We start from the raw sequence: 24,200 nt of genomic DNA on the forward strand, positions 1-24,200 counted from the left end.
TAACAACGAATGATATTTCGCTGTTAATAACTTTTTTTAGTTGAATTTAGAAATAATTTTAGAATCTAATGTTCCATTTTCTAGTGCAATTAATGCGTCGATTATAGGCATATGATGAATTTCAGTATCATCTGCTAGCAGACTACTAGGAATAAAAAAGGTTGTTGAATAGTGATCACCTGCTAGATAATCACCATCAATTGTCTGACCTAAGATACAAACGTCATCCCAGTTCAAAGAGATAGTATCAGGTGTTTTCAAGAAGTTCATTGTTTCTAAAAATTGTGTTTGAAGTGAGCTGCCAGGAAATTGTAAATAGCCATCATTTGTCTGACGGATATTTGAATTAAGTAATAATTGTTGTAGCGTTTGTGGTGCTGAATCTATCAGTTGACTTTTTAATTCTGTGAACATGAATAACACACTCCTTTGAATTAACGTTTATTCAAAATAGTAACATTAAATTTAATATTGCCCCAAGAAGTTGTACTTTTACCTTGCATTTGAATTGCTTTAGGGAAAAGTGACTTACCAGAAAAAATTGGTGTTACCTGATAACGGACATGATCTCCTTTATCAACTGCTGCACGAACTGCGTTTTCATACTTGGTCATGTAGGGTGTGTTAACAGGGTTTTGATATAATGTTGCTAAATTTTCTTTTTTATCACCACTACCACCAAGTTGTCGACCGATTAAATGTCCACGGGAATGAAAATAAGGTGACAGCCCTGACACAAAACCAGTTGGTCGAATTGAAGAATCTGCTGATGACCCTCTAGATTCTAAAGCTTTAACTAAAAGAGCATTGGCCTGAGTAGCACGGCCAAGAGAGTCAAGAGCGCCGTATTTTATCCAACCATTGGCATTATCTGCAAGATCACTTTTTGAAAAGGTTGGCGCACCATTATCCACAATTCCATTAATGGCCTTGCTACTATTAATAGAACTAGTATTTGCTGTTCCTGTCCCATTTTTAACATTGACTGAAGTTGAATTGCCATTTGTTTGTAGCAAATCTTTTACAGTACTAGGTAATTTTCCGCTGAAAAGGGAGACAACTAAAATGACAGCAAGTCCAATTAGATAATTACGTGTTCGATTCTGAATATAACGTTTCTTTCGTTTCATAAAATTAACTCCAACTCTTTTTCTTTTAGTGTAGCATGGAATTAAAAAAAGTTATCAACAATTTCTAGTGATAACTTTTCAGATGAAGCTTATTTTTCAAAAGGATATTTAAAGCCCCATTGTTCACGAGCTTGTGTCATTATTGACATAACATCTGTTGTTTTTTCTAAGAATGGTTTAGGATTTAAATTACCCAAAACCATATCTTGAACATCTTTAATTTCATAATTCATGGCTTGTTTTGTATGGCCGGCAGTGATTTCTGTAGCTGTTCCATCAGATAATACAAGAGCAGCTTTATTAGCTCGAGGATAATCGTAAACAGTAAAGTAACCACCTTCATAAGCAATAATACCCATTTTAGGCATTTTAGCTCTGAATGTTAAGGCAACAGTTGCGAGTTCATTATTGGCATTTTGTAAACTAATCGTTTCAGATTCGTCAACACCTGATTCGAATAAATTCATTGCTGAACCTGTGATTTCTGGTGTGGCTGTCATGAATTGACGGACAAAGGCTAATGCATAAACACCGATATCTAATAATGCGCCACCAGCTAAATCAGGATTGAAGAAACGATTTGTTGGATCAGGATCTTTAAAACTACCAAATGAGGCTTGGACCATTTTTAGTTTGCCTAATTTTTTTTCTTCAGCTACTTCAATAATTTTTTTATAAAGTGGCATATGATAAATAGTCATTGCTTCTTGTAAAATCAAGCCTTTTTCTTCAGCTAAATCAGTTGCTTGTTTAAGTTCATCACTAGTCATGGTGATTGCTTTTTCACTTAAGACGTGCTTGCCAGCTTTAAGTGCAGCCAAGATTGTGTCGATATGGTAGTTGTGAGGTGTCGCAATGTAAACGATGTCAATTTCATCATCAGCTAATAAGTCTTCATAGTTACCATAGGCATGTGGAATATTAAATTCGTTAGCAAAAGTTTGCGCTTTTTCTAAGTTTCTTGAGCCAGCGGCATAGATTTCACCAAATGGTTGATCAAAGTAAGTTGTAAAGCTGTGAGCGATGTTACCAAGTCCAATAATTCCCCAATTTAAATTTTTTGTCATTATGTTCTCCTGTCTCATTTAAGATAGCTCAAGCTTAACAGAAATTTAATAAAAAGAGAAAAAATACGATGGTAATAGATATAGAATTAGGGTAAAATAAGTGAAACAATTAAATGTATAGGGACGGGTGTACTAATGAAAAAGAAAAATGGTCGGGGGATTTTTGTAAAGAACGGTAAAATTCAAGTTGCGAATATTGTTGTTTTAATTTTAATTCTTGGTATTATTACAGTCGTTGTTTCAATGAACGTTCATAAAAAGAATGTTGCTCGAGATGAATCTATTGCGACGTCATTATCAACCTCAAAAATTGAAGCAAGTGAATCAGCAAAAAAAGCAGCAGCAGAAGCTAAAAAACAAGCATTTATTAAGAAAGTAGCACCTGAAGCACAAAAAATGCAAAAAAAATATAAAGTCTTTTCTAGTATTACAATTGCACAAGCTATCTTAGAATCTGATTGGGGAACGAGTTCTTTAGCTAAAGACTACAATAACCTATTTGGAATTAAAGGAACGGGCGCACGTGCAAAAGATTTCAAAACTAAAGAACAAGAAAAAGATGGCACATGGAAGACGGTTACGGCTAAATTTATCGTCTTCAAAGATTGGGACGAAGCAATTATGTCTCATTCGAAATTATTAGCTAATGGAAATACATGGAATAAAACACAATTTGCTGACGTTCTTTCTGCAGCAACTTACGAAGATGCAGCAGCAGCTTTAGTAGTTGATGGGTACGCAACAGATAATGATTATAGTACAAAATTAACAGATATCATTAAACAATATCATTTAGATAAATATGATAAATAAACGGGATTAATGTCAAGTATAATAACGATAAATGAGTAGATTCAAATTGAAATTACCCTTATATTATGTTATTCTTAAGTCATTCAAAACCGGAATGTAGCTTTTTTACTTATACCGAAGTGAAAAAGCTATTTTTATACCCAAAAAAATATAAATAGCAAGAGGAGCGTACCCCACGTGAAACTTTTAGAAGACAGAATTATGCAAGATGGTATTGTATTACCAGGAGATGTATTGAAGGTCGATCAATTTTTAAATCACCAAGTTGATCCTGATTTAATGTTAGCAATGGGTGTGGAATTTGCTGAATTATTCAAAAATGAAAAAATTACTAAAATTTTAACAGTTGAATCATCAGGTATTGCCCCAGCAGTATTCGTTGGGTTACAATTTCATGTTCCTGTTGTCTTCGCACGTAAAAATAAGAGCGTTACGATGCAAAATGATTTATATTCTGCTTCTGTTTACTCGTACACAAAGAAAGTTGAAAATACAATTGCCGTTGCCAACAAGTTTTTAGGTGAAAACGATCGTGTTTTAATCATTGATGACTTCTTGGCAAATGGCCAAGCAGCTGAAGGACTCTTCCAAATTTGTGACGAAGCTAAGGCAGAAATTGCTGGAATTGGAATTGTAATTGAAAAATCATTCCAAAAAGGTGCCGAATTAATTCATGAACGTGGCGTACGTTTAGAATCACTTGCTAAAATTTCATCATTTGATGGTGATCAAGTTCATTTTGAAGATTAAATTAACGAAAAGAGCGCAAAATGTGCTCTTTTTTATTTTCTTATAAAATTGTTAAATTATGGTTGTTAAAACTTGATTGCCCCGCGGGATAACAGTATGATTAAGGGTATAAAGCAAAAGTAGAAAGTAGTGAATATATAGTGGAAAAAAAAGTTATCTTTCCTGGAAGTACATTGGGAATAATCGGAGATAGTCCAACGGGTGCAATGTTGGCTATGGCTGCAAGAAATTTAGGGTTTAAAATCGCAGCATACAGTCAAAATGAAGTTAGTGAGACACTTCAATTAGCAGATTATTCTGTTGTAGGTAAGATGAATGATAAGGATAAATTGAAAGAATTCGCTGAACGAACAGATATTGTGACGTATGAATCTGAACACGTTAATTCAGAAGTGATTGAATATATTTCAAAATATACTTATGTGCCACAAAAGTATAATGCATTAGAAATTATGCAAGACCGCTTGTTGGAAAGAGCTTTTTTTGAACAATTAAATATTAATATTCCACCTTTTGAAACAATTGTATCATTAGAAGATGTGTATAATTCTGTACTTTCAATTGGGTATCCCAGCGTTTTAAAACCAATCCAAAAAGGGTTTGGTAAAAGTTACCAGAGTGTTCTCAATACGCAAACTGATATTTCAGATGCGGCGTACTTGGTTGAACGTGGCACCTATATTTTAGAATCATGGATTCCTTATGAACAAGAAATCTCAATGGTTCTTATCAAAAATGGTAAGGAAATTAATTTTTTCCCAGCTGTTGAAAATAAATATCGTGATCATCGATTACACGAATCAATCGTACCAGCTAACTTAGATACAGAAATTTCTGCTGAAATGCATAAAATTGCCATTAAAGTTGCGGAAAATCTAGACTACACTGGCGCATTAGAAATTGGCTACTTTGTAACTAAATCAGGTGCAATTTATGTTAAACGTGTCGTGCCCGCTATGCATCAATCAGGGTATGTTTTTGATAAAGCAACAAACGTTAGCATGTATGAACAGCATTTACGTGCCATTTGTGGATTGCCACTATCAAAAGTGAAATTCCTTGCACCAACTGTTATGGTGTCATTAAAAGAAGAAGAACGTGCCGATTTAAAGACACAGTGGGTTCTTAAAAATAATTGGTATTACCATTTTTATCGTTACCCTGAAAATCATAAATTAGATCGTGCTGGGCATATTTTGGTTCAGTCAGATTCAGTTCGTGAAGCATTGAATCAAATTGAAGATACAGGCATTTGGGATAAAAAAGAAACAACAAATTAAATGAAATTAGAAGGATGAATCGTTTTGAATCGGTTCGTCTTTTTTTATGAACAAGTTGAGACATATATTCATAAAAATTAAAGAAGTTAAGGCGTTTTTTTGCTATAATAAATAATGACTGATTTATAGAGAGGATTGATTAATTTGACTACTGAAAGCTTATTGAACGGAATGAATAACAAACAAAAAGAAGCTGTCCTAAAAACAGAGGGACCACTCTTAATTATGGCTGGAGCTGGAAGTGGTAAAACGCGAGTATTAACGCATCGCGTTGCTTACTTAATTGAAGAAAAAGGTATCAATCCATGGAACGTATTAGCAATCACATTTACAAATAAAGCATCAAAAGAGATGCGCGAACGTGTTAATAAATTACTTAACAAAGGGGCAGAAGATGTTTGGGTTTCAACATTCCATGCACTTTGTGTTCGTATTTTGCGACGTGATATTGACCAAATTGGTTATAATCGTGCATTTACAATTGCCGACCCAGGTGAACAAAAGACTTTAGTAAAACGTATTTTAAAAGAACAAAATATTGATCCACAAAAATTTGACCCAAGAACCGTTTTAGGAGCAATTTCAAATGCAAAAAATGATTTATTAACAGAAAAAGAATACGCAGAACGTGCTGCAAGTATGTTCGAACAAATGGTAGCTAAAGTTTATACGGCATATCAAAAAGAGTTACGCTCAAATCAAGCAGTTGATTTCGATGATTTAATTATGTTAACTATCCGTTTATTTAAAGAAAAGCCTGAAACATTGGCTTTTTATCAAAATAAATTTCAATATATCCATGTGGATGAATATCAGGATACTAATGAAGCACAATATACCTTAGTAAACATGTTAGCTGAACGTTTCAAAAATCTCTGCGTCGTCGGGGATGCTGACCAAAGTATTTACGGTTGGCGTGGGGCAAACATGGATAACATTATGAATTTTGAAAAAGATTATCCTGATGCTGATGTTGTTAAGTTGGAACAAAACTATCGTTCAACGAAAACAATTCTGAATGCTGCCAATGCAGTTATTGATAATAATACGAACCGCAGTGATAAGAGTCTTTGGACTGATAATAAAGATGGTGAGAAAATTTCTTACTACCGTGGCCAAAGTGAAAATGATGAATCACATTATGTGGTTGAAAAAATTCAAGAACAAATTAAAGATAATCACTTAAATTACGGTGATTTCGCCATTTTATATCGAACGAATGCACAGTCTCGTGTGATTGAAGAGACATTCTTAAAATCAAGCGTTCCTTACAAAATGGTTGGTGGACACAAATTCTACGAGCGATTGGAAATTCGAGATATCTTAGGCTACATTCGTTTAATTGCTAATGATCAAGATTCAATGAGTTTTGATCGTATTGTAAATGTCCCAAAACGCGGTATCGGTGCAAGTAGTGTGGACAAATTACGTGAATTTTCAGATATGAATAATTGGACAATGCTTGAAGGTGCTGAAAACTCAGCGCTTGCTAATATTTCTGGTAAAGCTGAAAAATCATTACAAGAATTTGCCACAATGATTCGTGGATTACAAAAAATGCGTGAGTTCTTGAATGTGACCGAGTTAACAAAAGAAATTTTAAAACAATCAGGTTATGAAGCTAATTTGAAAAAGACGAAAACGATTGAAAATGAAACGCGACTTGAAAACGTTGAAGAATTCTTGTCTGTAACTCAGCAATTTGATGATCGTTGGGAAGCTGAAGAAGATGATAGTGACCGTTATGTTGATTTCTTAGCTGATTTAGCACTAGTTTCTGCACAAGATGATATTGAAGAAGAACCTGAAGAAGTCACATTGATGACATTACATGCCGCTAAAGGACTTGAATTTCCAGTTATCTTTTTAATGGGATTGGAAGAAGGCATATTCCCTCTTTCTCGTGCCATGTTAGAAGATGATCAACTTGAGGAAGAACGTCGTTTAGCATATGTCGGAATTACTCGTGCTGAACGCAAATTATATTTAACAAATGCTTTTTCAAGAATGTTGTATGGTCGTCGTCAAAGTAATCAAGCTTCACGTTTCATTGGTGAAATAGATGAGTCATTACTTGAATTAGATAATCAAACGGCAGCACCATCTCGTAATTCATCGTATTCCAATCAACGTGCGACGGCGACAACATACCGTCGACCTGCTAAAACCGTTGAACGTGATAATGGTACAGGTGCTGATGCAGTTGTTTGGCGTATTGGTGAAAAAGTGGAACATAAAGCTTGGGGTACTGGGACAATCGTTAAAGTTTCAGGATCAGGTTCGGATGCTGAACTTGATATTGCTTTCAAAGAACAAGGGATTAAGCGTCTGTTGACAGCTTTTGCACCAATTACAAAAAAAGTGGACTAAATAAAAGGAGGGTTCAAGTTTGTCAAATCAAGCCATAACATTGGAAGAAGCAACTAATAGAGTGAATCAATTAAAAACTGACTTAATCAAATGGACGCGTCAATATTATGTCCTTGATCAGCCAACAGTTGAAGATCATGTTTATGATGAACACTACCTACAACTAGTAGAACTTGAAAAAGCCTTTCCTAATTTAGTGACACCTAATTCACCAACGCAACGTGTTGGTGGCCAGGTACTGCCTGGTTTTGAAAAAGTTTCGCATGAAGTACCAATGCTTTCATTGGGGGATGTCTTTTCCATTGAAGAACTATCGGAATTTGATCAACGATTACAAAAATCAGTTGATGCTGAGGTAAGTTACAATACTGAACTCAAAATTGATGGATTGGCCATTTCGTTAACATATGAAAATGGTGTATTCGTTAAAGGATCAACTCGTGGAGATGGCACAATTGGTGAAAATATTACTGAAAATCTTAAAACAGTCAAATCAATTCCACTAACATTGACGGAACCCATTTCAATTGAAGTTCGTGGAGAATGTTACATGCCAACAAAGGCGTTTGTTGCGTTGAATAAACGTCGCGAGGAAGCTGGAGAAACGGTATTTGCTAATCCTAGGAATGCAGCAGCAGGTAGTTTACGACAATTAAATACAGCTGAAACGGCTCAACGACAATTGAGTACATTTATCTATTATATAGTTGATCCGGATGTCAAAACTCAAAGTGATGCGTTAAAACGCTTGTCTAAACTTGGATTTAGAACAAATACTGAATCACGTGTTACGAGTGATATGACAGAAATTTCGGCATACATTAATGAATATCAAGCAAAACGTCATGATTTATCTTACGATATCGATGGTATTGTTATTAAAGCAAATTTATTCACGATTCATGATGAAGTTGGTAATACGGTTAAAGTTCCAAAATGGGCAATTGCCTATAAATTCCCGCCAGACGAGCAAGAAACTAAAGTTCTAGATATTGAATGGACGATTGGTCGAACAGGTGTCGTAACACCAACTGCAATCATGAATCCTGTGCAGTTAGCGGGAACAACAGTTTCTCGGGCATCATTGCATAATGGGGATTTACTGAAACAAAAAGATATTAGAATTAACGATACGGTTAAGTTGCATAAGGCTGGGGATATTATTCCAGAAATTTCTGAAGTTGTCTTAGATAAACGACCAGAAGACAGTGTTGTGTATAGTTTGCCAACGAACTGCCCAGTTTGTGGAGCAATATTAGTTCATCTGGATGAAGAAGTTGCATTACGTTGTATCAATCCAAAATGTCCCGCACTCATTAAAGAGAGTCTGGCACATTTTGCTTCTAGAAATGCGATGAATATTGATGGACTAGGGCCTAAAATTGTTGAACAATTATTTGAAAATAAGTTAATTAGTGATGTTGCAGGATTGTATCAGTTAACTGCCGATCAACTGTTAACGCTAGATAATTTCAAAGAAAAATCGGTTAATAAATTATTAAATGCAATTGATATTAGCCGACAAAATTCAGTGGAACGCTTATTATTTGGACTAGGAATTCGGCATGTTGGAGCTAAGGCTGCTCGATTGGTTTCAGCCGAATTTAAAGATATTCATCAATTAATGACAGCAATTTCCGAAGATATTCTCGTCATTGATTCAATCGGACAGGTGATTGCGGATAGTCTTGTGACTTATTTTGCCAATGACCAAGTTCGTGAATTGATTGATGAACTGGATAATGCGCAAGTTAACTTAACCTTTTTAGGCAAAACAACTGCTGAAATTGCAGAATTAGCTGAAGGTAGTCCCGTGATGGATAAGAAAGTTGTCCTAACGGGAACACTTGATCAGTTGAAACGAAGCGATGCTAAAAAATGGCTTGAAGCAAATGGTGCTTCTGTTGTTGGTAGTGTTTCGAAAAAAACAGACCTATTAATTGCCGGGCATGATGCTGGAAGTAAGTTAACAAAAGCGAAGCAACTAGAAATTGAAATTTGGGATGAACAACAATTTATCTCAGTTATGGAAGGAGTGTCATATGAAAAAAATTAAGATTGGACTTATGTTAAGTTTCTCGTTAATTTTCTTAGCAGCCTGTGGCAATGTTGCCTCATCAGGCTCGTCGGGAACCTCTAAAAATACATCAAGTTCTGGTTACCAGACAACTGGCCAAACAAGTGATAGTAACTATGAAGGTGTCATTAAAGATGGTAAATATTTAACAAGTAAATCAAGAGGTGTGGCACTCACACAAAATGACAATGTCTTGAATTTAAAAAGTTTTGAATCTGGTCTGTTAGATTTATCTAAAGATCAATTTGCTACTGACAGTTATATTTTCCAAGAAGGACAATATTTAACAAAAACGACTGTTCAAAGCTGGTTAGGACGTGAATCAAGTGCTAATAAAGACGGATTAAACCCTAAGAGTAATGGTAAAACGGGTGAAACAGACCGTAATCCCATGTATGTACAGCAAGTTGAAGAACAAGATTTTATGACAAAAAAAGGCAGCAAATTATCACTCTCGGGTATCTCGGTAGGTATCGGAATGAACTCAGTTGATTATTATCAAAAAGAAGAATATGGGGCTGAATATAAAACCGTTATTTCTGATGCAACAATGAGAGAAAAGGGTAAAGAAGCTGCTAACAAAGTGGTTGCTCGTCTTCGTAAAACCAAAGGAATTAGTGATAGCGTTCCAATCATGGTGGCAATGTACAAGCAAGCACCAAACGATAGTTTAGTTGGCGGTAGTTTCTACGCCTACGCTGTGAATAAGAATGGTAAAACGACGATTGATAATTGGGATGATGTTTCAATTAAGAGTTATACGTTCCCAACGACATCGACGGCCACATCACCTAATACAAATGATGAAACGACATTTACGAATTTTAAAACTGAAGTTCAAAGTTTCTTTCCTAATTTAGCAGGTGTAACAGCACAGGTACAATATAAAAACAAAGCAATTACAGGGATGCACATCAATATTACAACTCAATTTTATAGTGAAACAGAGATTATTAGTTTCACTCAATATTTATCAACAACGGCCGTGAAATATTTAGCATCAGGGATTCCAATTGACATTACTATCAAAGGTAGTGATGGGACAATGCAAAGTTTCCTTGCCAAAACAGCTAAAGAAAGCACATACTATACGCATGTATTTACCAGTTATTAAAAAGAAATTAATTTGAATTTTGAAGGGATGGTTTTGAATGTCAATTAGTAAAGAAGAAGTCAAACATGTCTCAGAGTTAGCTAAACTAGAACTCAGTGATACAGATTTAGAACTATTTACCAGTCAATTAGATGATATTATCGGAATGGCTGAACAATTATCAGAAGTAGATACAACAGGCGTTCCAGTAACGACACATATTACAGATGTTCTCAATGTGATGCGTGAAGATGTCGCAGAAGAAGGAACAGATCGAGACTTACTCTTTAAAAATGCACCGGATAGTGAAAATGGCCTTATTAAAGTGCCAGCAATTATTGATGAAAGTGAGGAAGCTTAAGCATGGATTATTTCAAACAAGATTTATCAAGTTTACATGACGCATTAGTTAATAAAGAAATGAGTTCTGAAGAATTAACGAAGGCAACCTTTGCTGAAATTAAAGCACGTGATTCAAAGATTTCTGCTTTCCTCGCAATGAACGAAGAAATGGCACTTAGCCAAGCTAAGGCTGTTGATGCTGCTGGTATCGATGCAAATAATGTCTTAGCCGGGATACCAATGGCTGTTAAAGATAATATTGTGACAAAGGATTTAACAACAACTGCTGCAAGCAAAATGTTAGAAAATTTCAATCCAATATATGATGCAACAGTGATTGAAAAAATGCGCCAAGCACAAATGGTGACAATTGGTAAAACAAACATGGATGAATTTGCTATGGGTGGTTCTACTGAAACGTCAGCTTTTAAAACAACAAAAAACCCTTGGAATACAACGAAGGTTCCCGGTGGCTCATCAGGTGGTTCAGCTGCTGCAGTTGCTTCAGGTGAAGTTATTGCTGCTTTAGGCTCAGATACTGGTGGTTCTATCCGTCAACCTGCTTCATTTAATGGTGTCGTAGGAACAAAACCAACTTATGGTCGTGTATCACGTTATGGTTTAATTGCATTTGCATCAAGTTTGGACCAAATTGGACCATTCACACGTGGCGTTAAAGATAACGCTGCTGTTTTAAATGCAATCAGTGGTAACGATGTTCATGATTCAACGAGTTCAGCGCAAGCTGTTCCTGATTTTACTGCTGGATTAACTGGCGATATTAAAGGAATGAAGATTGCTTTACCTAAAGAGTATTTAGGTGAGGGTGTTGATGCTGGTGTTAAAGAAGCCATTCAAAAAGCAGTTAAGACGTTTGAAGAACTTGGCGCAACAGTTGACGAAGTTAGTTTACCAAACAGTAAATATGGTGTGCCCGTTTACTATATTCTAGCTTCTTCTGAGGCATCATCTAATTTACAACGTTTTGATGGTATTCGTTATGGATTCCGTGCACAAGACGTTAAGAGTTTGGAAGATGTTTATGTACGTTCTCGTTCAGAAGGTTTTGGGGATGAAGTTAAACGTCGGATTATGTTAGGAACATTCTCATTATCTGCTGGAACTTATGACGCTTTCTTCAAGAAAGCAGCTCAAGTTCGGACTTTAATCTGCAATGATTTCCGTAATGTATTCAATGATTATGATTTGATTATTGGGCCTACTGCACCTAATACAGCATTTAATATTGGTGATAAAATTGAAGACCCAATTACAATGTATATGAATGATATTTTAACGATTCCAGTTAACTTGGCTGGACTACCCGGCATGTCAGTTCCTGCTGGATTCTCAAATGGCTTACCAGTTGGATTACAATTAATTGCGAAATCATTCGATGAAGCAACAATGTATCGTGCTGGTTACGCATTTGAACAAGCAACTGATTTCCATAAAGAAGTCCCTACGTTAGGAGGCCAAAACTAATGAATTTTGAAACAACAATTGGACTTGAAGTTCATATTGAAATGAAAACTAACTCTAAGGCATTCTCACCTTCAAAAGTTGATTTTGGGGCAGAACCTAATACGAATACCAACGTTATTGACTGGGGTTATCCAGGTGTTTTACCAACTGCCAATAAAGGGGCAATTGAATACGGAATGCGTGCTGCCTTAGCTTTAAATTGTGAAATCACAAAGGATAACCATTTTGACCGAAAAAATTACTTTTATCCTGATAATCCAAAAGCTTACCAGATCACACAATCAGAAGAACCTATTGGTCGTAACGGCTTCTTAGAAATTGAAGTTAATGGCGAAACGAAAAAAATCGGAATTGAAGAAATGCACGTTGAAGAAGATGCGGGTAAAAATACGCATAATCCTAACGGCTATTCTTATGTCGATTTAAACCGTCAAGGAACACCTTTGATTGAAATTGTTTCACGTCCTGATATCAAAACACCTGAAGAAGCTTACACATATCTTGAAAAATTACGTCAAGTTATTCAATTTACCGGTGTTTCTGATGTGAAGATGGAAGAAGGATCAATGCGAATTGATGTTAATATTTCAATTAACCCAATTGGCCAACCCGGTTATGGGACAAAAACTGAAATGAAAAATTTAAATTCATTTGAAAATGTGCGTAAAGGACTTGAATTTGAAGAAAAACGTCAAATAAATGTCTTGATGTCTGGTGGTATTGTTCAACAAGAAACACGCCGTTTTGATGCACCAACTGGTACAACTATTTTGATGCGTGTCAAAGAAGGGGCTAGCGATTATCGTTATTTCCCAGAACCAGATATTCCACCAATTCATATTAGTGATGACTGGATTCAAGAAGTTAGAGAATCAATTCCCGAAATGCCTGACAAACGACGGACACGCTATGCAAGTGAATTAGGCTTGCCTGAATATGATGCTGAAGTCTTAACACAAACAAAAGAAATGTCAGATTTCTTTGAAGACACAATTAAGTTAGATGCAGATCCTAAGTTAGCTGCTAACTGGTTAATGGGTGAAGTTAATGCGTTCATGAATACAAATAAATTAAACTTACAAGATACTAAATTAACACCAGCAAATCTTGCTGGAATGATTAATTTAATTACTGATGAAACAATTTCAAGTAAGATTGCTAAAAAAGTTTTCCAAGAAATTATTAAAAATGGTAGCGAACCTAAAGCTTGGGTTGAGTCTAAGGGACTTGTTCAATTATCTGACCCAGCTAAGTTACAACCCATTATTGATGGTATTTTAGATAACAATGAACAATCAATTGAAGATTTCAAAAATGGTAAAGATCGTGCTGTTGGATTCTTAATCGGACAAATCATGAAACAAACACAGGGACAAGCAAATCCTAATGTGGTCAATCAATTATTGATGGCCTCATTGAAGCAAAGATAATCTTATTAAAATAAGATTCATGTGGAGGAACGGAATGAGAAAAAGAGCCAGAATTATCTATAACCCAACATCCGGTCGTGAGGCTTTAAAAAGTGATCTCGTGAGTATTCTAGACATCATTGAAAATGCCGGGTATGAAACTAGTGCTTATGCGACGACAGCGAAGAAACATTCAGCTCGAGATGAAGCAACGAGAGCTGCTAAATCAGGGTTTGATTTAGTAATTGCTGCTGGTGGCGACGGAACCATTAATGAAGTTGCTAATGGAATTGCTGGTCTTAAGCACCGACCTAAGATAGGTGTTATTCCAGCTGGAACGACAAATGATTATGCGAGAGCTTTGAAAATACCTAGGGATGATTCAGTTGCTGCTGCAAAAGTAATTGCAAAAGGTAACACAGTTAAAATGGATGTTGGACAAGCTGGAGAAAAATATTTCATTAATATCGCTGGTGGTGGATTATTAACGGAATTAACTTATGATGTTCCTTCACAATTTAAATCACTTTTTGGTTATCTGGCTTATTTAGCTAAAGGTGCTGAAATGTTACCTAGAATGAAACCAATTGAAATGAACCTTGAGTATGATGGGGGAATTTTTAAAGGGAAAGCATCAATGTTTTTATTAGCATTGACGAACTCTGTAGGTGGCTTTGAACAAATCGTACCAAACGCTTCACTTGATGACGGTAAGTTTACCTTGCTTATTGTTAAAGCGACTAATATCGCCGAAATGTTGCATTTAATGGCACTTGTGTTAAATGGTGGGAAGCATATTAATGATAAACGTGTGATTTATGTTAAAACGTCTAAATTAATTGCTAAACCAGTCGATAATAAAATGATGATTAATATTGATGGTGAATATGGTGGTGATGCACCAATGACTTTCAAAAATTTAAAGCAACATATCGAAATTTTTGCGAATACAGATGCATTGCCAGAAACGTCAATTACGTCAGGTCGTACGGCTGCCGAAATTACAGCTGAAGAACATTTTGTAAAAGAAGTCCAAGAAATGCATAGTGAAGATGTTGACGGTAATGGTACAATTAGTAAAGTAAGAGATAACTAAGAAATTAAGTAGGATTGAGGTGCTTGGTAAAGGCCTCAATCCTGTTTTATTTCTAGAGTTGGCAACTATTGACTTTTAGGGGTTAAACATGGTTGAATAAAGTAAATACGCAGGAACATCGAAAGGACAACAATGAAAAAACTACCTCCAGTAATAAAGAACCAAGAATTTGATACAGAAATTATCGATTTAACTTATCAAGGTATGGGTGTCGCTAAAGTTGATGGCTACCCATTATTTATTGAAAATGCATTACCAGGCGAAAAAGTTAGTATTCGTGTAATGAAAGTTAGCAAGAACTTTGGTTTCGCTAAAGTTTTAGCTTTTCGTAATGAGAGCCCAGATCGTGTTGAAACAAAAGGTTCAGCATATACACAAACTGGAATTGCACCTTTACAACATTTAGCATACCCAGCACAATTAAAATTCAAACAAGCACAAGTTCAAGAGTTATTGAAAAAAGCGCATTTGGATATTGAAGTATCTGATGCTGTTGGAATGGAAAATCCTTTCCATTACCGTAATAAAGCACAAGTGCCTGTTCGCGAAATTGCTGGTGAATTAAAAACAGGATTCTTCAAGAAAAACAGTCATGATTTTGTTGCAATTGAAGATTTTTTAATTCAAGATGAAGAAATTGATAAAGCAATCGTAGCTGTACGTGATGTCTTACAACGTTTCCATGTGGAAGCATATGACGAACGTGCACATAAAGGGATTATCCGTCACATTATGGTTCGCCGTGGTCATTACTCAAAACAAATGATGATTGTCTTAGTAACACGCTCTAAGAAATTACCAATGTTTACTGAAATTACTGCTGCAATCCGTGAATCATTACCTGAGGTTACAACTATTGTTCAAAATACAAATTCTGAAAAGACAAATGTTATTTTAGGCCGCGAAAACAAAGTTTTATTTGGCCCTGGTTATATTGAAGATCAATTAAATGGATTAACATTTAGAATTTCACCACATTCTTTCTACCAAATTAATCCTGTCCAAACAGAAAAATTATATGCTGCAGCATTTGAACGTGCTGGTTTAACTGGTAATGAAACAGTTATTGATGCTTATAGTGGTATTGGAACAATTTCATTATCAATGGCAAAACATGCTCGTCAAATCTATGGTGTAGAATTAGTTTCTGCAGCGGTTAAAGATGCGAAAGAAAATGCTAAGATTAATGGTATTGATAATGTTCGTTTTGAAACTGGGATGGCAGAAAACTGGATGGAAAACTGGAGTCATGCTAACTTAAGACCTGACGTTTTAGTTGTCGATCCTCCTCGTAAGGGGCTAGAACCAGCATTTATTGAAAGTACACTTAAAATGCAACCTAAAAAAGTTGTTTACATTAGTTGTAACCCTTCAACATTAGTTCGTGATTTACAGAGCTTCTTAGATGATGGTTACAAAGTTACAAAACCAATTTTACCAGTGGATCAATTCCCACAAACAACACATATTGAAACAGTTACAATTTTAGAAAAATAACCAATTTAATATAATAGATGAGGAAGACCAAAGGTATTTTACTTTTGGCCTTTTTTTTGCAAACAGATAAATTGTATTCAGTGTGAAAAAGAGTATTCTAATGATATCTTAAAACATTAGGAGGTCCATTATGTCAAAAGAAACTGAAAAAGAATTACGTGAACGTTTAACTAATGAAGAGTTTGAAGTTACACAACATGCTGCAACGGAAGCGCCATTTACCGGTAAATATGATGACTTCTATCAAAAAGGAATTTACGTTGATGTTGTTAGTGGGGAAGCACTTTTTAGTTCAGCAGAAAAATATGACGCTGGCTGCGGTTGGCCATCATTTTCAAAACCAATCCCAGGTTCTAAGATTGCTGAGTTGGTTGATAATAGTCTTTTTGGTTATCAACGAACGGAAGTTAGAAGTAAGGAAGCAAATTCACATTTAGGTCATGTATTTACTGATGGACCTAAAGACCAAGGCGGATTACGTTATTGTATTAACTCTGCCTCATTGAAGTTTATTCCTGAAGCAGAAATGGAAGCTGCTGGATATAGTAACTATTTAAATAATTTATAAAAAATAAAAACATTCGACTTAAGGGATATGAGCCTATCTGGCTCTAAAAGTTGAATGTTTTTATTTGTATAATTATCCTTGGCTTTTTTGATGAATAAAGTAAACAGGAATGCCAAGTCCCGTTATTAATAGACCAACAAGTGCTAACGTCGTTTGTGTTAATAGTGTCGCAACGAGTATAAAAATACCCCCAATAATCGCGATGATTGGAATGATTGGATATAAAGGAACTTTATAGGGTCTATTTAATTCAGGTTCACGTTTTCGTAATATAAAGATAGCAACGAAAACTAGTACATTAAAAATCCAAATAACAAAAATAAGCATATCTGTTAATAAATCAAAACTACCTAAGAACATCATTATTATTGCGATACTTATTTGTAAAAAGCCCGCAATATATGGAACTCTCGTATGAGGAGATAAGCGTTTTAGCCAATTACTAAAGGGGAGTTGGTTTTCTAAGGCCATCGCATATGGAACGCGCATACCGGTTAACGTATAGCCGTTAGTGGCACCGTAGACTGAAATTAAGATACCAACGGTCACAAACTTACCACCAAATTGTCCAAATAGTTGTCTTGAGGCATCAGAAGCTGCATTTAAATTGCCAGCTAATCCTGAAATAGGAAGAGCCTTAAGAAAAACAAAATTAATTAATGTATAGATAATTGTGATGAAAAATAATCCTGAAATAATGGCTTTCGGTAAATCACGTTCTGGATGGTGCATCTCTCCGGCAATATTTCCAACCCCAATCCAGCCATCATAAGCAAACATGGTCGCAAGAAGGCCGCCACTTAAAGCAGTAAAGAAAGACTGGTGCGCGCCGGATGTTAACGGAATTAAACTAAACGTCACTTGTCCAGGAGTGAAAATCCCCCATATCACAATGACAATAATAGGTAATAATTTTAAAACTAATGAAATTGATTGAAAGGTACCACCAACTTTGGCGCCTAAAAAGTTAATCAATGTGATACTGATTCCACTAATTAAAGCAAATGGGATAATTAAATGTGAATCAAGATGGAAAAGATTAATTAATTGTGTGCCAAAAATAATTGAAAGAGCTGCAATGTTTGCTGGATAATAAATGATTATTTGTGCCCAGCCAAGTAAAAATGCTGGGAAACGGCCATAAGTATATTCGATATATTTAATGGCGCCACCAGTTTCTGGGATGGCGGCTGCAAGTTCTGCAGCGGTTAATCCAGCACAGATAGTTAAAAAGCCACCAAGTAACCAAACAAATAAAGTTAAGTTAGCAGATTGGGTTTGTTGTGTAACGCTTGAAACTTTAAAAAAAACGCCTCCGCCGATAACTGTTCCCATTACAGTTGAAAGGGCAGCGAAAAAGCCAATATCTCGTTTTAGGTGATCATTGTTCATGGAAAAAGGTCCTCGTTTCTATATTAAAATGCGTATTTAACTATTTTAGACTATTTAAACGTGTAATGAAACAAAAAATGAAGATGATAATCAACAAAATTCTGTTAATCTACATCTTCATTTTTATCATCTTGTGATTCTACAATTGGGGCTAATTTAATGGGATAGGTCCGGTTATCTGCTTCGTCAAACAAACTCACTGGTCCTTGATCGTTTGCATCAATTCTTAGATGAAAACCATATTCATCTAAGAAACTAAGTTCACGCTCATCTATATGTTCAATCTTACCATCGAGTGCACGTTCGTCAATTCGAATTGTGAGGTCTGATGAAATATCCAAATTATGGTGTCGATGACTTAATTCATCGTAGAATAGCCAATGTCCAGCATAAAAAATAGGTAAAGAAACCTTAGTTTTAGGTGCGGTTATAGACTTAATATCTTTCGTTAATCCAATAAAAAATGATGCACCTAGTAGTGCAAAACTACGTTTCTTCACAGCTATCCCTCCTAATTAGAACTCTTCTACTTAAATATAGCACTTTTAGCTAACAAGCGGAAAGAATTGCCCAAAATATATATAAATTTAATCTATCGTCACAAAATTGAAATAAAGCAATCGTTATGAAAACGGTTCAATTGTTGTTATAATGAATTTAATAATAAAATGGAGGTATTGGGTATGATTAAATTAGGTATTATTGGTACAAATTGGATTACAGGTCAATTCGTTGAAGCAGCGCATGAATCTAATGAATTTCAATTGACTAGTGTCTATTCAAGAACCGAATTAAAAGCCAAAGATTTTGGTGAAAAATATGGTGCAACAAATTTTTACGATAATATGACAGAATTTTTAAATTCAGATAAATTTGAGGTAATCTATATTGCTTCTCCGAATAGTTTACATTTTGAACAAATTAAATTAGCGATTGAAGCTGGTAAAAAAGTTATTGCCGAAAAACCAGTGGTCTCAAATCCAACAGAAATGGCCGCTATTCAGACGGTTCTTAGGGAACATCCTGGAAGTCAATTATTTGAAGCAGCTCGACAAATTCATCAAGATAATTTCAAAATTATTGAACAAAAAGTAACTGAACTAGAGACCATCCAAGGCGCAACTTTAACTTATATGAAGTATTCGTCACGTTATGATGCTATTTTAGCAGGTGAAGAACCTAATATCTTCTCACCAAAATTTTCTGGTGGTGCATTACAAGACTTAGGTGTTTACGTTGTTTATAATGCTATTTCTTGGTTTGGTACACCACTTGAAGTTCAGTACTATCCAACAATGTTACCAACAGGTGTTGATGGTAAAGGTGTCGCAATTCTAACTTATGAAGATTTTAGAGTGACCTTAAATATTGGTAAGACAGCAAATTCATATTTAACTAGTGAAATCTATGGCCTAAAAGACACAATTGTGATGGATAATGCAGCTGAATTAAATGAGGTTCTTTATCGAGATGGCTCTGATAAAGAAGAACTACTTAGTCAAAAACCAGCTAAAAATCCGATGTTAGCTGAAGCGATTGATTTTGCTAGAGTCATCAATAACCCCAATGACGTAACGAACAAAGCTGATTATATAAAATGGCAAAAACTTAGTGTGACAGTTAATCAAGTATTGTTTGATTTAAGGAAAAGTGCCGGAATTGAATTTCCAGCTGATCATAAATAAGAATTATTGAGATAAGTTTCTGTGAATCAATGGAAGCTTATTTTTTATATGCTATACTTAATTATTAAAACTAATCCTATGAAGTTAAAAGAAAGAGACTAAAATGAATCCAAAATTTGATGCATATTTTAAAGAACAAGGTTTTGAAACACAATCACCCATCCAAGAAGCCGTTTATGAACCTCTAAAATCAGGTGAAAATATCCTTGGATTAGCACCAACCGGTTCTGGTAAAACATTAGCGTTCAGCTTACCTTTACTCGAAAGATTAATACCTAAAGATGGCATTCAACTATTGATTATTGCACCTTCACAAGAATTAGCTATGCAATTAGCAGGTGTCATTCGTCCTTGGGCTAAAGAACTTGATTTAAAAGTTCAAGCTATTATTGGTGGTGCTAATATGAAACGCCAAATTGAAAATTTAAAGAAAAAACCTGAGATTATTGTCGGAACACCAGGTCGCTTATTGAATTTAGCTGAAGATAAAAAAATTAAATTACATAAAGTTAAATCAGTTGTCATTGATGAAGCGGATGATTTATTAACGGATGAAACACTAACAACTTGTCGTGATTTAATCAGCCAGGCACCTGCAGGCATTCAATTAAGTTTCTTTTCTGCGACGGAAACGGCAATATTAGATGATTTGAAAAAATGGTTTGGTGCTAATGTGACAACTTATGATGTTCGTGAAGTTGATCAAACACAAGGTATCGTTCACCATTATTCAATTGAAACACCAACGCGTAAACGTCAATCAACGTTGCGTCGTTTAGCAAATGTTGAAGATTTTTATGCACTAGTTTTCTTTAACCAACTATCATCGTTACAAGATATGGCTCAAAAATTAAAATATGATCATGTACCAGTCGCTGTCTTAGATAGCGAGCAACGCCAAGTTAATCGTGCTAATGCTTTATCACAACTTCATAAGCATGAAATTAAATTATTACTAACGACGGATGTTGCCGCTCGAGGTTTGGACATTCCAATGTTACCCGCAGTCGTAAATTATGATATGCCTAAAGATACGACGTCATATATTCATCGTGTCGGCCGGACAGGCCGGATGGGTGCTGAAGGGATGGTTATTAATCTTGGAAATGAACATGATCTACGTACCTTAAAACAAGATTTAAAAAATACACCATTTGAAATTGAAAAAGGTTACTTATATGATGGTGCGATTGTAACAGAAAGACCAGAACGTGTGGCTGAACCAAAAGCTAAGAAACTTAAACCAGTTGAAGTGAAAGCCAAAACAGTTGATGGTCAAAAGCAATCTGATGAACCAGTAAAGAAACCACATCGTAAAGTTCGTTTGAGAAATCAAAAAAATAAAGGTAAAAGACGCAAACCAAAAGCAGAACATTTTGATTAATGAGAAGGATCATCCAATAATAATTGGATGATTTTTTTATTGACTAATTTTGTAAGCGATTGCACGAATAGGGTAACCGTGCTATATTTAAAGAGGTTAATTCGTACAGAAGAAGGAGTTGAGTAGATCCATGACAAATATGAAGTTAGATGAAACTCATTTTGGAAGTTACTTTGATTTATCAATTTATGCCTTTAATAAAAAAGTATCAGCACAGAGAAAGAGCTTTTTTCGCAAACTTTATGAGCATTCATCAGATTGGGGCTCAGTTGAATCTGGGAAAGTTGTCAGCGGTGTGATTAATACACCATTTACGACTCATTTTCACGGGACTCAATTTAAAATGGGTGGTATTGGCTATGTTGCAAGTTATCCAGAATTTGCTGGTCAGGGTAGTATTGGACAATTAATGAATTTAGCTCTGGATGAGATGTATGATAATGGAACGACATTATCGTATTTAGCGCCATTTTCGTATCCGTTCTATCGTAAATTCGGTTACGAAGCAACATTTGATCAAACGATATATCGGATGAATACGAAGGATTTACCACGATTAAAAGTTAAGGCCATAGGTCACGTTGAACGTCACCGTTATTTGGATGTAAAAGAGGAATTAAATAAATTATACCAACAGAATCAGCTCTCTCAACAAGGTGGTATTGAACGGCCAGATTGGTGGTTAACTTATTCGGCGGAGAAACACCCTAACTGGGAAGTAGCGGTCTATTATAATGAAAAAAATGAGTCAGAAGGCTATCTTGTTTATCAAAGAGAAACTGATGAATTTAAAATCGTTGAATGGATATATCAAACAAGTGAGAGTTGGCTCCAATTACAAAATTTTGTGCTTAAGCATCAATCAGCATACGAATGGTTTAGTTATGAGAGTCCAATTGGACAGCCATTTCCAGATGTACTGGCAAATCCTCAAGTTGAAGTGACAACGCAACCTTACATGATGGCAAGAATTGTAAATGTTGAAGACTTTCTCAGCAGATACCCTTACCAGCAAGATTTTCCACAAATTGTGATTCAAGTTCAAGATTCGACTATTCAGGCTAATGAAGGCTATTGGCAAATTAGCCGAATAGACGGACAAACAAAAGTTGAAAAGACTGAAAATTCAGCAACTACGTTTACAACGGATATTCAAAATTTAACACGAAGTATGATGGGGTATCGAACATTTAAACAATTAAAACAATATGGATTTGTATCAGGCGACGTGACGTTATTCGATGGCGCATTAATTAAAGAACAACCGATATTAAGTGATTATTTTTAAGGAGAGAATAGATAATGGAATATGAAAAAATGAGTCAATTTCCAACTGATTTTTTATGGGGGGCTTCCTCAGCTGCTTACCAAATTGAAGGTGCGTATCAAGAAGATGGTAAAGGATTATCAGTTTGGGATAAATTTGTAAGAATTCCTGGGAAAACATTTAAGGGTACAAATGGTGATGTAGCCGTCGATCATTATCACCGTTTTAAAGAAGATGTCGCCTTAATGAAGGAGCAAGGATTGAAAGCTTACCGTTTTTCAATTGCTTGGACACGTATTTATCCAGAAGGAAAAGGTAAAGTTAATCAAAAGGGGATAGATTTTTATAATCGATTAATCGATGAGTTAATTGCGAATAATATTGAACCTGTTGTGACACTTTATCATTGGGATTTACCACAAGCATTACAAGATGAATATGCTGGTTGGGAATCTCGTGAAATTATTACTGATTTTACGGATTATGCGAAAACTTGTTTTGATGCATTCAGTGATCGTGTTAAATATTGGGTATCATTAAATGAACAAAACGTATTTATTTCTCATGGCTATCAAATGGAGAGTCATCCGCCTGCAGTAAATGATGAAAAAAGAATGTATGCTGCAAATCACATTGCTAATTTAGCAAATGCTTCAGCAATTAAGGCATTTCATGAAGGTCATTATCAAGGTGAAATTGGGCCTAGCTTTGCCTATAGCCCGGGTTATGCAGTTAATGGAGATCCTAAAAACCAAGTTGCGGCTACTAACTATGAAGATTATGCTGCTCATTTTTGGATGGATATTTATGTTTATGGACGTTATCCAAAAATGATTTATAAATGGTTAACTGAACGTGGAACTGCACCTACTGTTACAGAAGCAGATCAAGCTCTTTTAATTGCTGGAAAACCAGATTTTATGGGTTTAAATTATTATCAAACCCAAACAATTGCGGCTAATCCGTTAGTTGGTGGTGTTGGACTTGCTGCTGAAAATAATACAGGTAAAAAGGGGACTAGCTCCGAAAGTGGCGTTCCAGGCATGTTTAAGACTACTAATAATGAATTTTTAAAACAAACTGATTGGGATTGGAATATTGATCCTGAAGGGCTAAGAATTGCTCTGAGAAGAATTGATAGTCGTTACGACTTACCTGTTCTTATTACTGAAAACGGTCTTGGTGCTTATGATAAATTAGAAGAAGGCAATACAATTCATGATGATTACCGAATTTACTTTATCAATGAACATATTAAAGCCATTCAAGAAGCCATTTCAGACGGTGTAAAAGTCATTGGGTATACAACTTGGAGTTTCACTGATTTATTGAGCTGGTCAAATGGCTATCAAAAGCGCTATGGCTTTGTTTATATTGATCGTGATGAAGAAAGTGCGAAAGAATTAAAACGATATAAGAAAGATTCATTCTATTGGTATCAAAAGGTCATTAAAGAAAATGGTAGTAAGTTATAAAGTAATTTAAATAGCTATTG

The 24,200-nt window shown here is 35.3% G+C and carries 21 protein-coding genes; 16 read left to right on the plus strand and 5 right to left on the minus strand.

Annotated elements, in window-relative coordinates; genetic code table 11:
• Positions 1–36: 36 nt before the first annotated feature.
• The 3 genes from AC1RPW_RS04135 to AC1RPW_RS04145 all read right to left on the minus strand — a co-directional run bounded on the left by AC1RPW_RS04135 (position 37) and on the right by AC1RPW_RS04145 (position 2,197).
• The gene (locus AC1RPW_RS04135) at positions 37–414 is read right to left on the minus strand and encodes a hypothetical protein (protein WP_481761579.1); all 378 of its coding nucleotides are present in this window, start codon (positions 412–414) and stop codon (positions 37–39) included.
• A 20-nt stretch (positions 415–434) separates the two neighbouring features.
• Positions 435–1,130, minus strand: a complete 696-nt coding sequence (locus tag AC1RPW_RS04140) for a DNA/RNA non-specific endonuclease (RefSeq protein WP_481761578.1) — start codon at positions 1,128–1,130, stop codon at positions 435–437.
• An 89-nt stretch (positions 1,131–1,219) separates the two neighbouring features.
• Complete coding sequence (locus AC1RPW_RS04145; RefSeq protein WP_481761577.1) at positions 1,220–2,197, minus strand: Gfo/Idh/MocA family protein; 978 nt, start codon at positions 2,195–2,197, stop codon at positions 1,220–1,222.
• A 135-nt stretch (positions 2,198–2,332) separates the two neighbouring features.
• Between AC1RPW_RS04145 and AC1RPW_RS04150 the strand changes: the two genes are divergently transcribed.
• From AC1RPW_RS04150 to msrB, 12 genes are all read left to right on the plus strand, one after another.
• Positions 2,333–3,010, plus strand: a complete 678-nt coding sequence (locus tag AC1RPW_RS04150) for a glycoside hydrolase family 73 protein (protein WP_481761576.1) — start codon at positions 2,333–2,335, stop codon at positions 3,008–3,010.
• Between the two features lie 177 nt (positions 3,011–3,187).
• Positions 3,188–3,760, plus strand: a complete 573-nt coding sequence (locus AC1RPW_RS04155) for a xanthine phosphoribosyltransferase (RefSeq protein ID WP_409022073.1) — start codon at positions 3,188–3,190, stop codon at positions 3,758–3,760.
• A 140-nt stretch (positions 3,761–3,900) separates the two neighbouring features.
• A complete protein-coding gene (locus tag AC1RPW_RS04160) occupies positions 3,901–5,040 on the plus strand; it encodes a 5-(carboxyamino)imidazole ribonucleotide synthase (protein WP_481761575.1) in 1,140 nt (379 codons plus the stop codon).
• Positions 5,041–5,184: 144 nt separating this feature from the next.
• A complete protein-coding gene (pcrA, locus tag AC1RPW_RS04165; protein ID WP_481761574.1) occupies positions 5,185–7,410 on the plus strand; it encodes a DNA helicase PcrA in 2,226 nt (741 codons plus the stop codon).
• 34 nt (positions 7,411–7,444) lie between these two features.
• The gene (gene ligA / locus AC1RPW_RS04170; protein WP_481761630.1) at positions 7,445–9,466 is read left to right on the plus strand and encodes an NAD-dependent DNA ligase LigA; all 2,022 of its coding nucleotides are present in this window, start codon (positions 7,445–7,447) and stop codon (positions 9,464–9,466) included.
• The gene (locus tag AC1RPW_RS04175; protein WP_481761573.1) at positions 9,453–10,601 is read left to right on the plus strand and encodes a CamS family sex pheromone protein; all 1,149 of its coding nucleotides are present in this window, start codon (positions 9,453–9,455) and stop codon (positions 10,599–10,601) included. The genes ligA and AC1RPW_RS04175 overlap by 14 nt, the downstream gene beginning before the upstream one ends.
• 37 nt (positions 10,602–10,638) lie before the next feature.
• Complete coding sequence (gene gatC / locus AC1RPW_RS04180) at positions 10,639–10,941, plus strand: Asp-tRNA(Asn)/Glu-tRNA(Gln) amidotransferase subunit GatC (protein ID WP_409022077.1); 303 nt, start codon at positions 10,639–10,641, stop codon at positions 10,939–10,941.
• A gap of 2 nt (positions 10,942–10,943) precedes the next feature.
• On the plus strand, positions 10,944–12,407 hold the full coding sequence (gene gatA / locus AC1RPW_RS04185; RefSeq protein ID WP_481761572.1) for an Asp-tRNA(Asn)/Glu-tRNA(Gln) amidotransferase subunit GatA: 1,464 nt from the start codon (positions 10,944–10,946) through the stop codon (positions 12,405–12,407).
• A complete protein-coding gene (gene gatB / locus AC1RPW_RS04190; protein ID WP_481761571.1) occupies positions 12,407–13,837 on the plus strand; it encodes an Asp-tRNA(Asn)/Glu-tRNA(Gln) amidotransferase subunit GatB in 1,431 nt (476 codons plus the stop codon). The genes gatA and gatB overlap by 1 nt, the downstream gene beginning before the upstream one ends.
• Positions 13,838–13,871: 34 nt before the next feature.
• Positions 13,872–14,912 carry a diacylglycerol kinase gene (locus AC1RPW_RS04195; RefSeq protein ID WP_481761570.1) on the plus strand — a complete coding sequence of 347 codons (1,041 nt, stop codon included), beginning with the start codon at positions 13,872–13,874 and terminating at the stop codon, positions 14,910–14,912.
• A gap of 132 nt (positions 14,913–15,044) precedes the next feature.
• Positions 15,045–16,409, plus strand: a complete 1,365-nt coding sequence (gene rlmD / locus AC1RPW_RS04200) for a 23S rRNA (uracil(1939)-C(5))-methyltransferase RlmD (protein ID WP_481761569.1) — start codon at positions 15,045–15,047, stop codon at positions 16,407–16,409.
• Positions 16,410–16,539: 130 nt separating this feature from the next.
• Positions 16,540–16,977, plus strand: coding sequence for a peptide-methionine (R)-S-oxide reductase MsrB (msrB, locus tag AC1RPW_RS04205; protein ID WP_481761568.1), 438 nt, complete (start codon positions 16,540–16,542; stop codon positions 16,975–16,977).
• 72 nt (positions 16,978–17,049) lie between these two features.
• On the opposite strand, the gene AC1RPW_RS04210 is transcribed toward msrB, so the two are convergent.
• Entirely contained in the window at positions 17,050–18,369 is a 1,320-nt protein-coding gene (locus AC1RPW_RS04210; RefSeq protein WP_481761567.1) for an APC family permease, read from the minus strand.
• A gap of 104 nt (positions 18,370–18,473) precedes the next feature.
• The gene (locus AC1RPW_RS04215) at positions 18,474–18,869 is read right to left on the minus strand and encodes a DUF4828 domain-containing protein (protein WP_481761566.1); all 396 of its coding nucleotides are present in this window, start codon (positions 18,867–18,869) and stop codon (positions 18,474–18,476) included.
• Between the two features lie 183 nt (positions 18,870–19,052).
• Here AC1RPW_RS04215 and AC1RPW_RS04220 point away from each other — a divergent pair, with 183 nt between their 5' ends.
• The 4 genes from AC1RPW_RS04220 (at position 19,053) to AC1RPW_RS04235 (ending at position 24,180) form a co-directional block, all read left to right on the plus strand.
• A complete protein-coding gene (locus tag AC1RPW_RS04220) occupies positions 19,053–20,054 on the plus strand; it encodes a Gfo/Idh/MocA family protein (protein ID WP_481761565.1) in 1,002 nt (333 codons plus the stop codon).
• A 103-nt stretch (positions 20,055–20,157) separates the two neighbouring features.
• The gene (locus tag AC1RPW_RS04225; protein ID WP_481761564.1) at positions 20,158–21,438 is read left to right on the plus strand and encodes a DEAD/DEAH box helicase; all 1,281 of its coding nucleotides are present in this window, start codon (positions 20,158–20,160) and stop codon (positions 21,436–21,438) included.
• A gap of 130 nt (positions 21,439–21,568) precedes the next feature.
• Positions 21,569–22,726: a GNAT family N-acetyltransferase gene (locus AC1RPW_RS04230; RefSeq protein WP_481761563.1), complete on the plus strand. Its 1,158-nt coding sequence runs from the start codon at positions 21,569–21,571 to the stop codon at positions 22,724–22,726.
• A gap of 14 nt (positions 22,727–22,740) precedes the next feature.
• Entirely contained in the window at positions 22,741–24,180 is a 1,440-nt protein-coding gene (locus tag AC1RPW_RS04235) for a glycoside hydrolase family 1 protein (protein ID WP_481761562.1), read from the plus strand.
• Positions 24,181–24,200: the final 20 nt, after the last annotated feature.

The sequence above is a fragment of the Dellaglioa sp. CoH-55-MRSF-8 genome (assembly GCF_056782195.1).

Bases quoted from the DNA above. Each gene is read 5' to 3' on its own strand.
- AC1RPW_RS04135 (WP_481761579.1), bottom strand. From the start codon at position 414: ATGTTCACAGAATTAAAAAGTCAACTGATAGATTCAGCACCACAAACG.
- AC1RPW_RS04140 (WP_481761578.1), bottom strand. From the start codon at position 1,130: ATGAAACGAAAGAAACGTTATATTCAGAATCGAACACGTAATTATCTA.
- AC1RPW_RS04145 (WP_481761577.1), bottom strand. From the start codon at position 2,197: ATGACAAAAAATTTAAATTGGGGAATTATTGGACTTGGTAACATCGCT.
- AC1RPW_RS04150 (WP_481761576.1), top strand. From the start codon at position 2,333: ATGAAAAAGAAAAATGGTCGGGGGATTTTTGTAAAGAACGGTAAAATT.
- AC1RPW_RS04175 (WP_481761573.1), top strand. From the start codon at position 9,453: ATGAAAAAAATTAAGATTGGACTTATGTTAAGTTTCTCGTTAATTTTC.
- gatC (WP_409022077.1), top strand. From the start codon at position 10,639: ATGTCAATTAGTAAAGAAGAAGTCAAACATGTCTCAGAGTTAGCTAAA.
- gatA (WP_481761572.1), top strand. From the start codon at position 10,944: ATGGATTATTTCAAACAAGATTTATCAAGTTTACATGACGCATTAGTT.
- gatB (WP_481761571.1), top strand. From the start codon at position 12,407: ATGAATTTTGAAACAACAATTGGACTTGAAGTTCATATTGAAATGAAA.
- AC1RPW_RS04195 (WP_481761570.1), top strand. From the start codon at position 13,872: ATGAGAAAAAGAGCCAGAATTATCTATAACCCAACATCCGGTCGTGAG.
- rlmD (WP_481761569.1), top strand. From the start codon at position 15,045: ATGAAAAAACTACCTCCAGTAATAAAGAACCAAGAATTTGATACAGAA.
- msrB (WP_481761568.1), top strand. From the start codon at position 16,540: ATGTCAAAAGAAACTGAAAAAGAATTACGTGAACGTTTAACTAATGAA.
- AC1RPW_RS04210 (WP_481761567.1), bottom strand. From the start codon at position 18,369: ATGAACAATGATCACCTAAAACGAGATATTGGCTTTTTCGCTGCCCTT.
- AC1RPW_RS04220 (WP_481761565.1), top strand. From the start codon at position 19,053: ATGATTAAATTAGGTATTATTGGTACAAATTGGATTACAGGTCAATTC.
- AC1RPW_RS04225 (WP_481761564.1), top strand. From the start codon at position 20,158: ATGAATCCAAAATTTGATGCATATTTTAAAGAACAAGGTTTTGAAACA.
- AC1RPW_RS04230 (WP_481761563.1), top strand. From the start codon at position 21,569: ATGACAAATATGAAGTTAGATGAAACTCATTTTGGAAGTTACTTTGAT.
- AC1RPW_RS04235 (WP_481761562.1), top strand. From the start codon at position 22,741: ATGGAATATGAAAAAATGAGTCAATTTCCAACTGATTTTTTATGGGGG.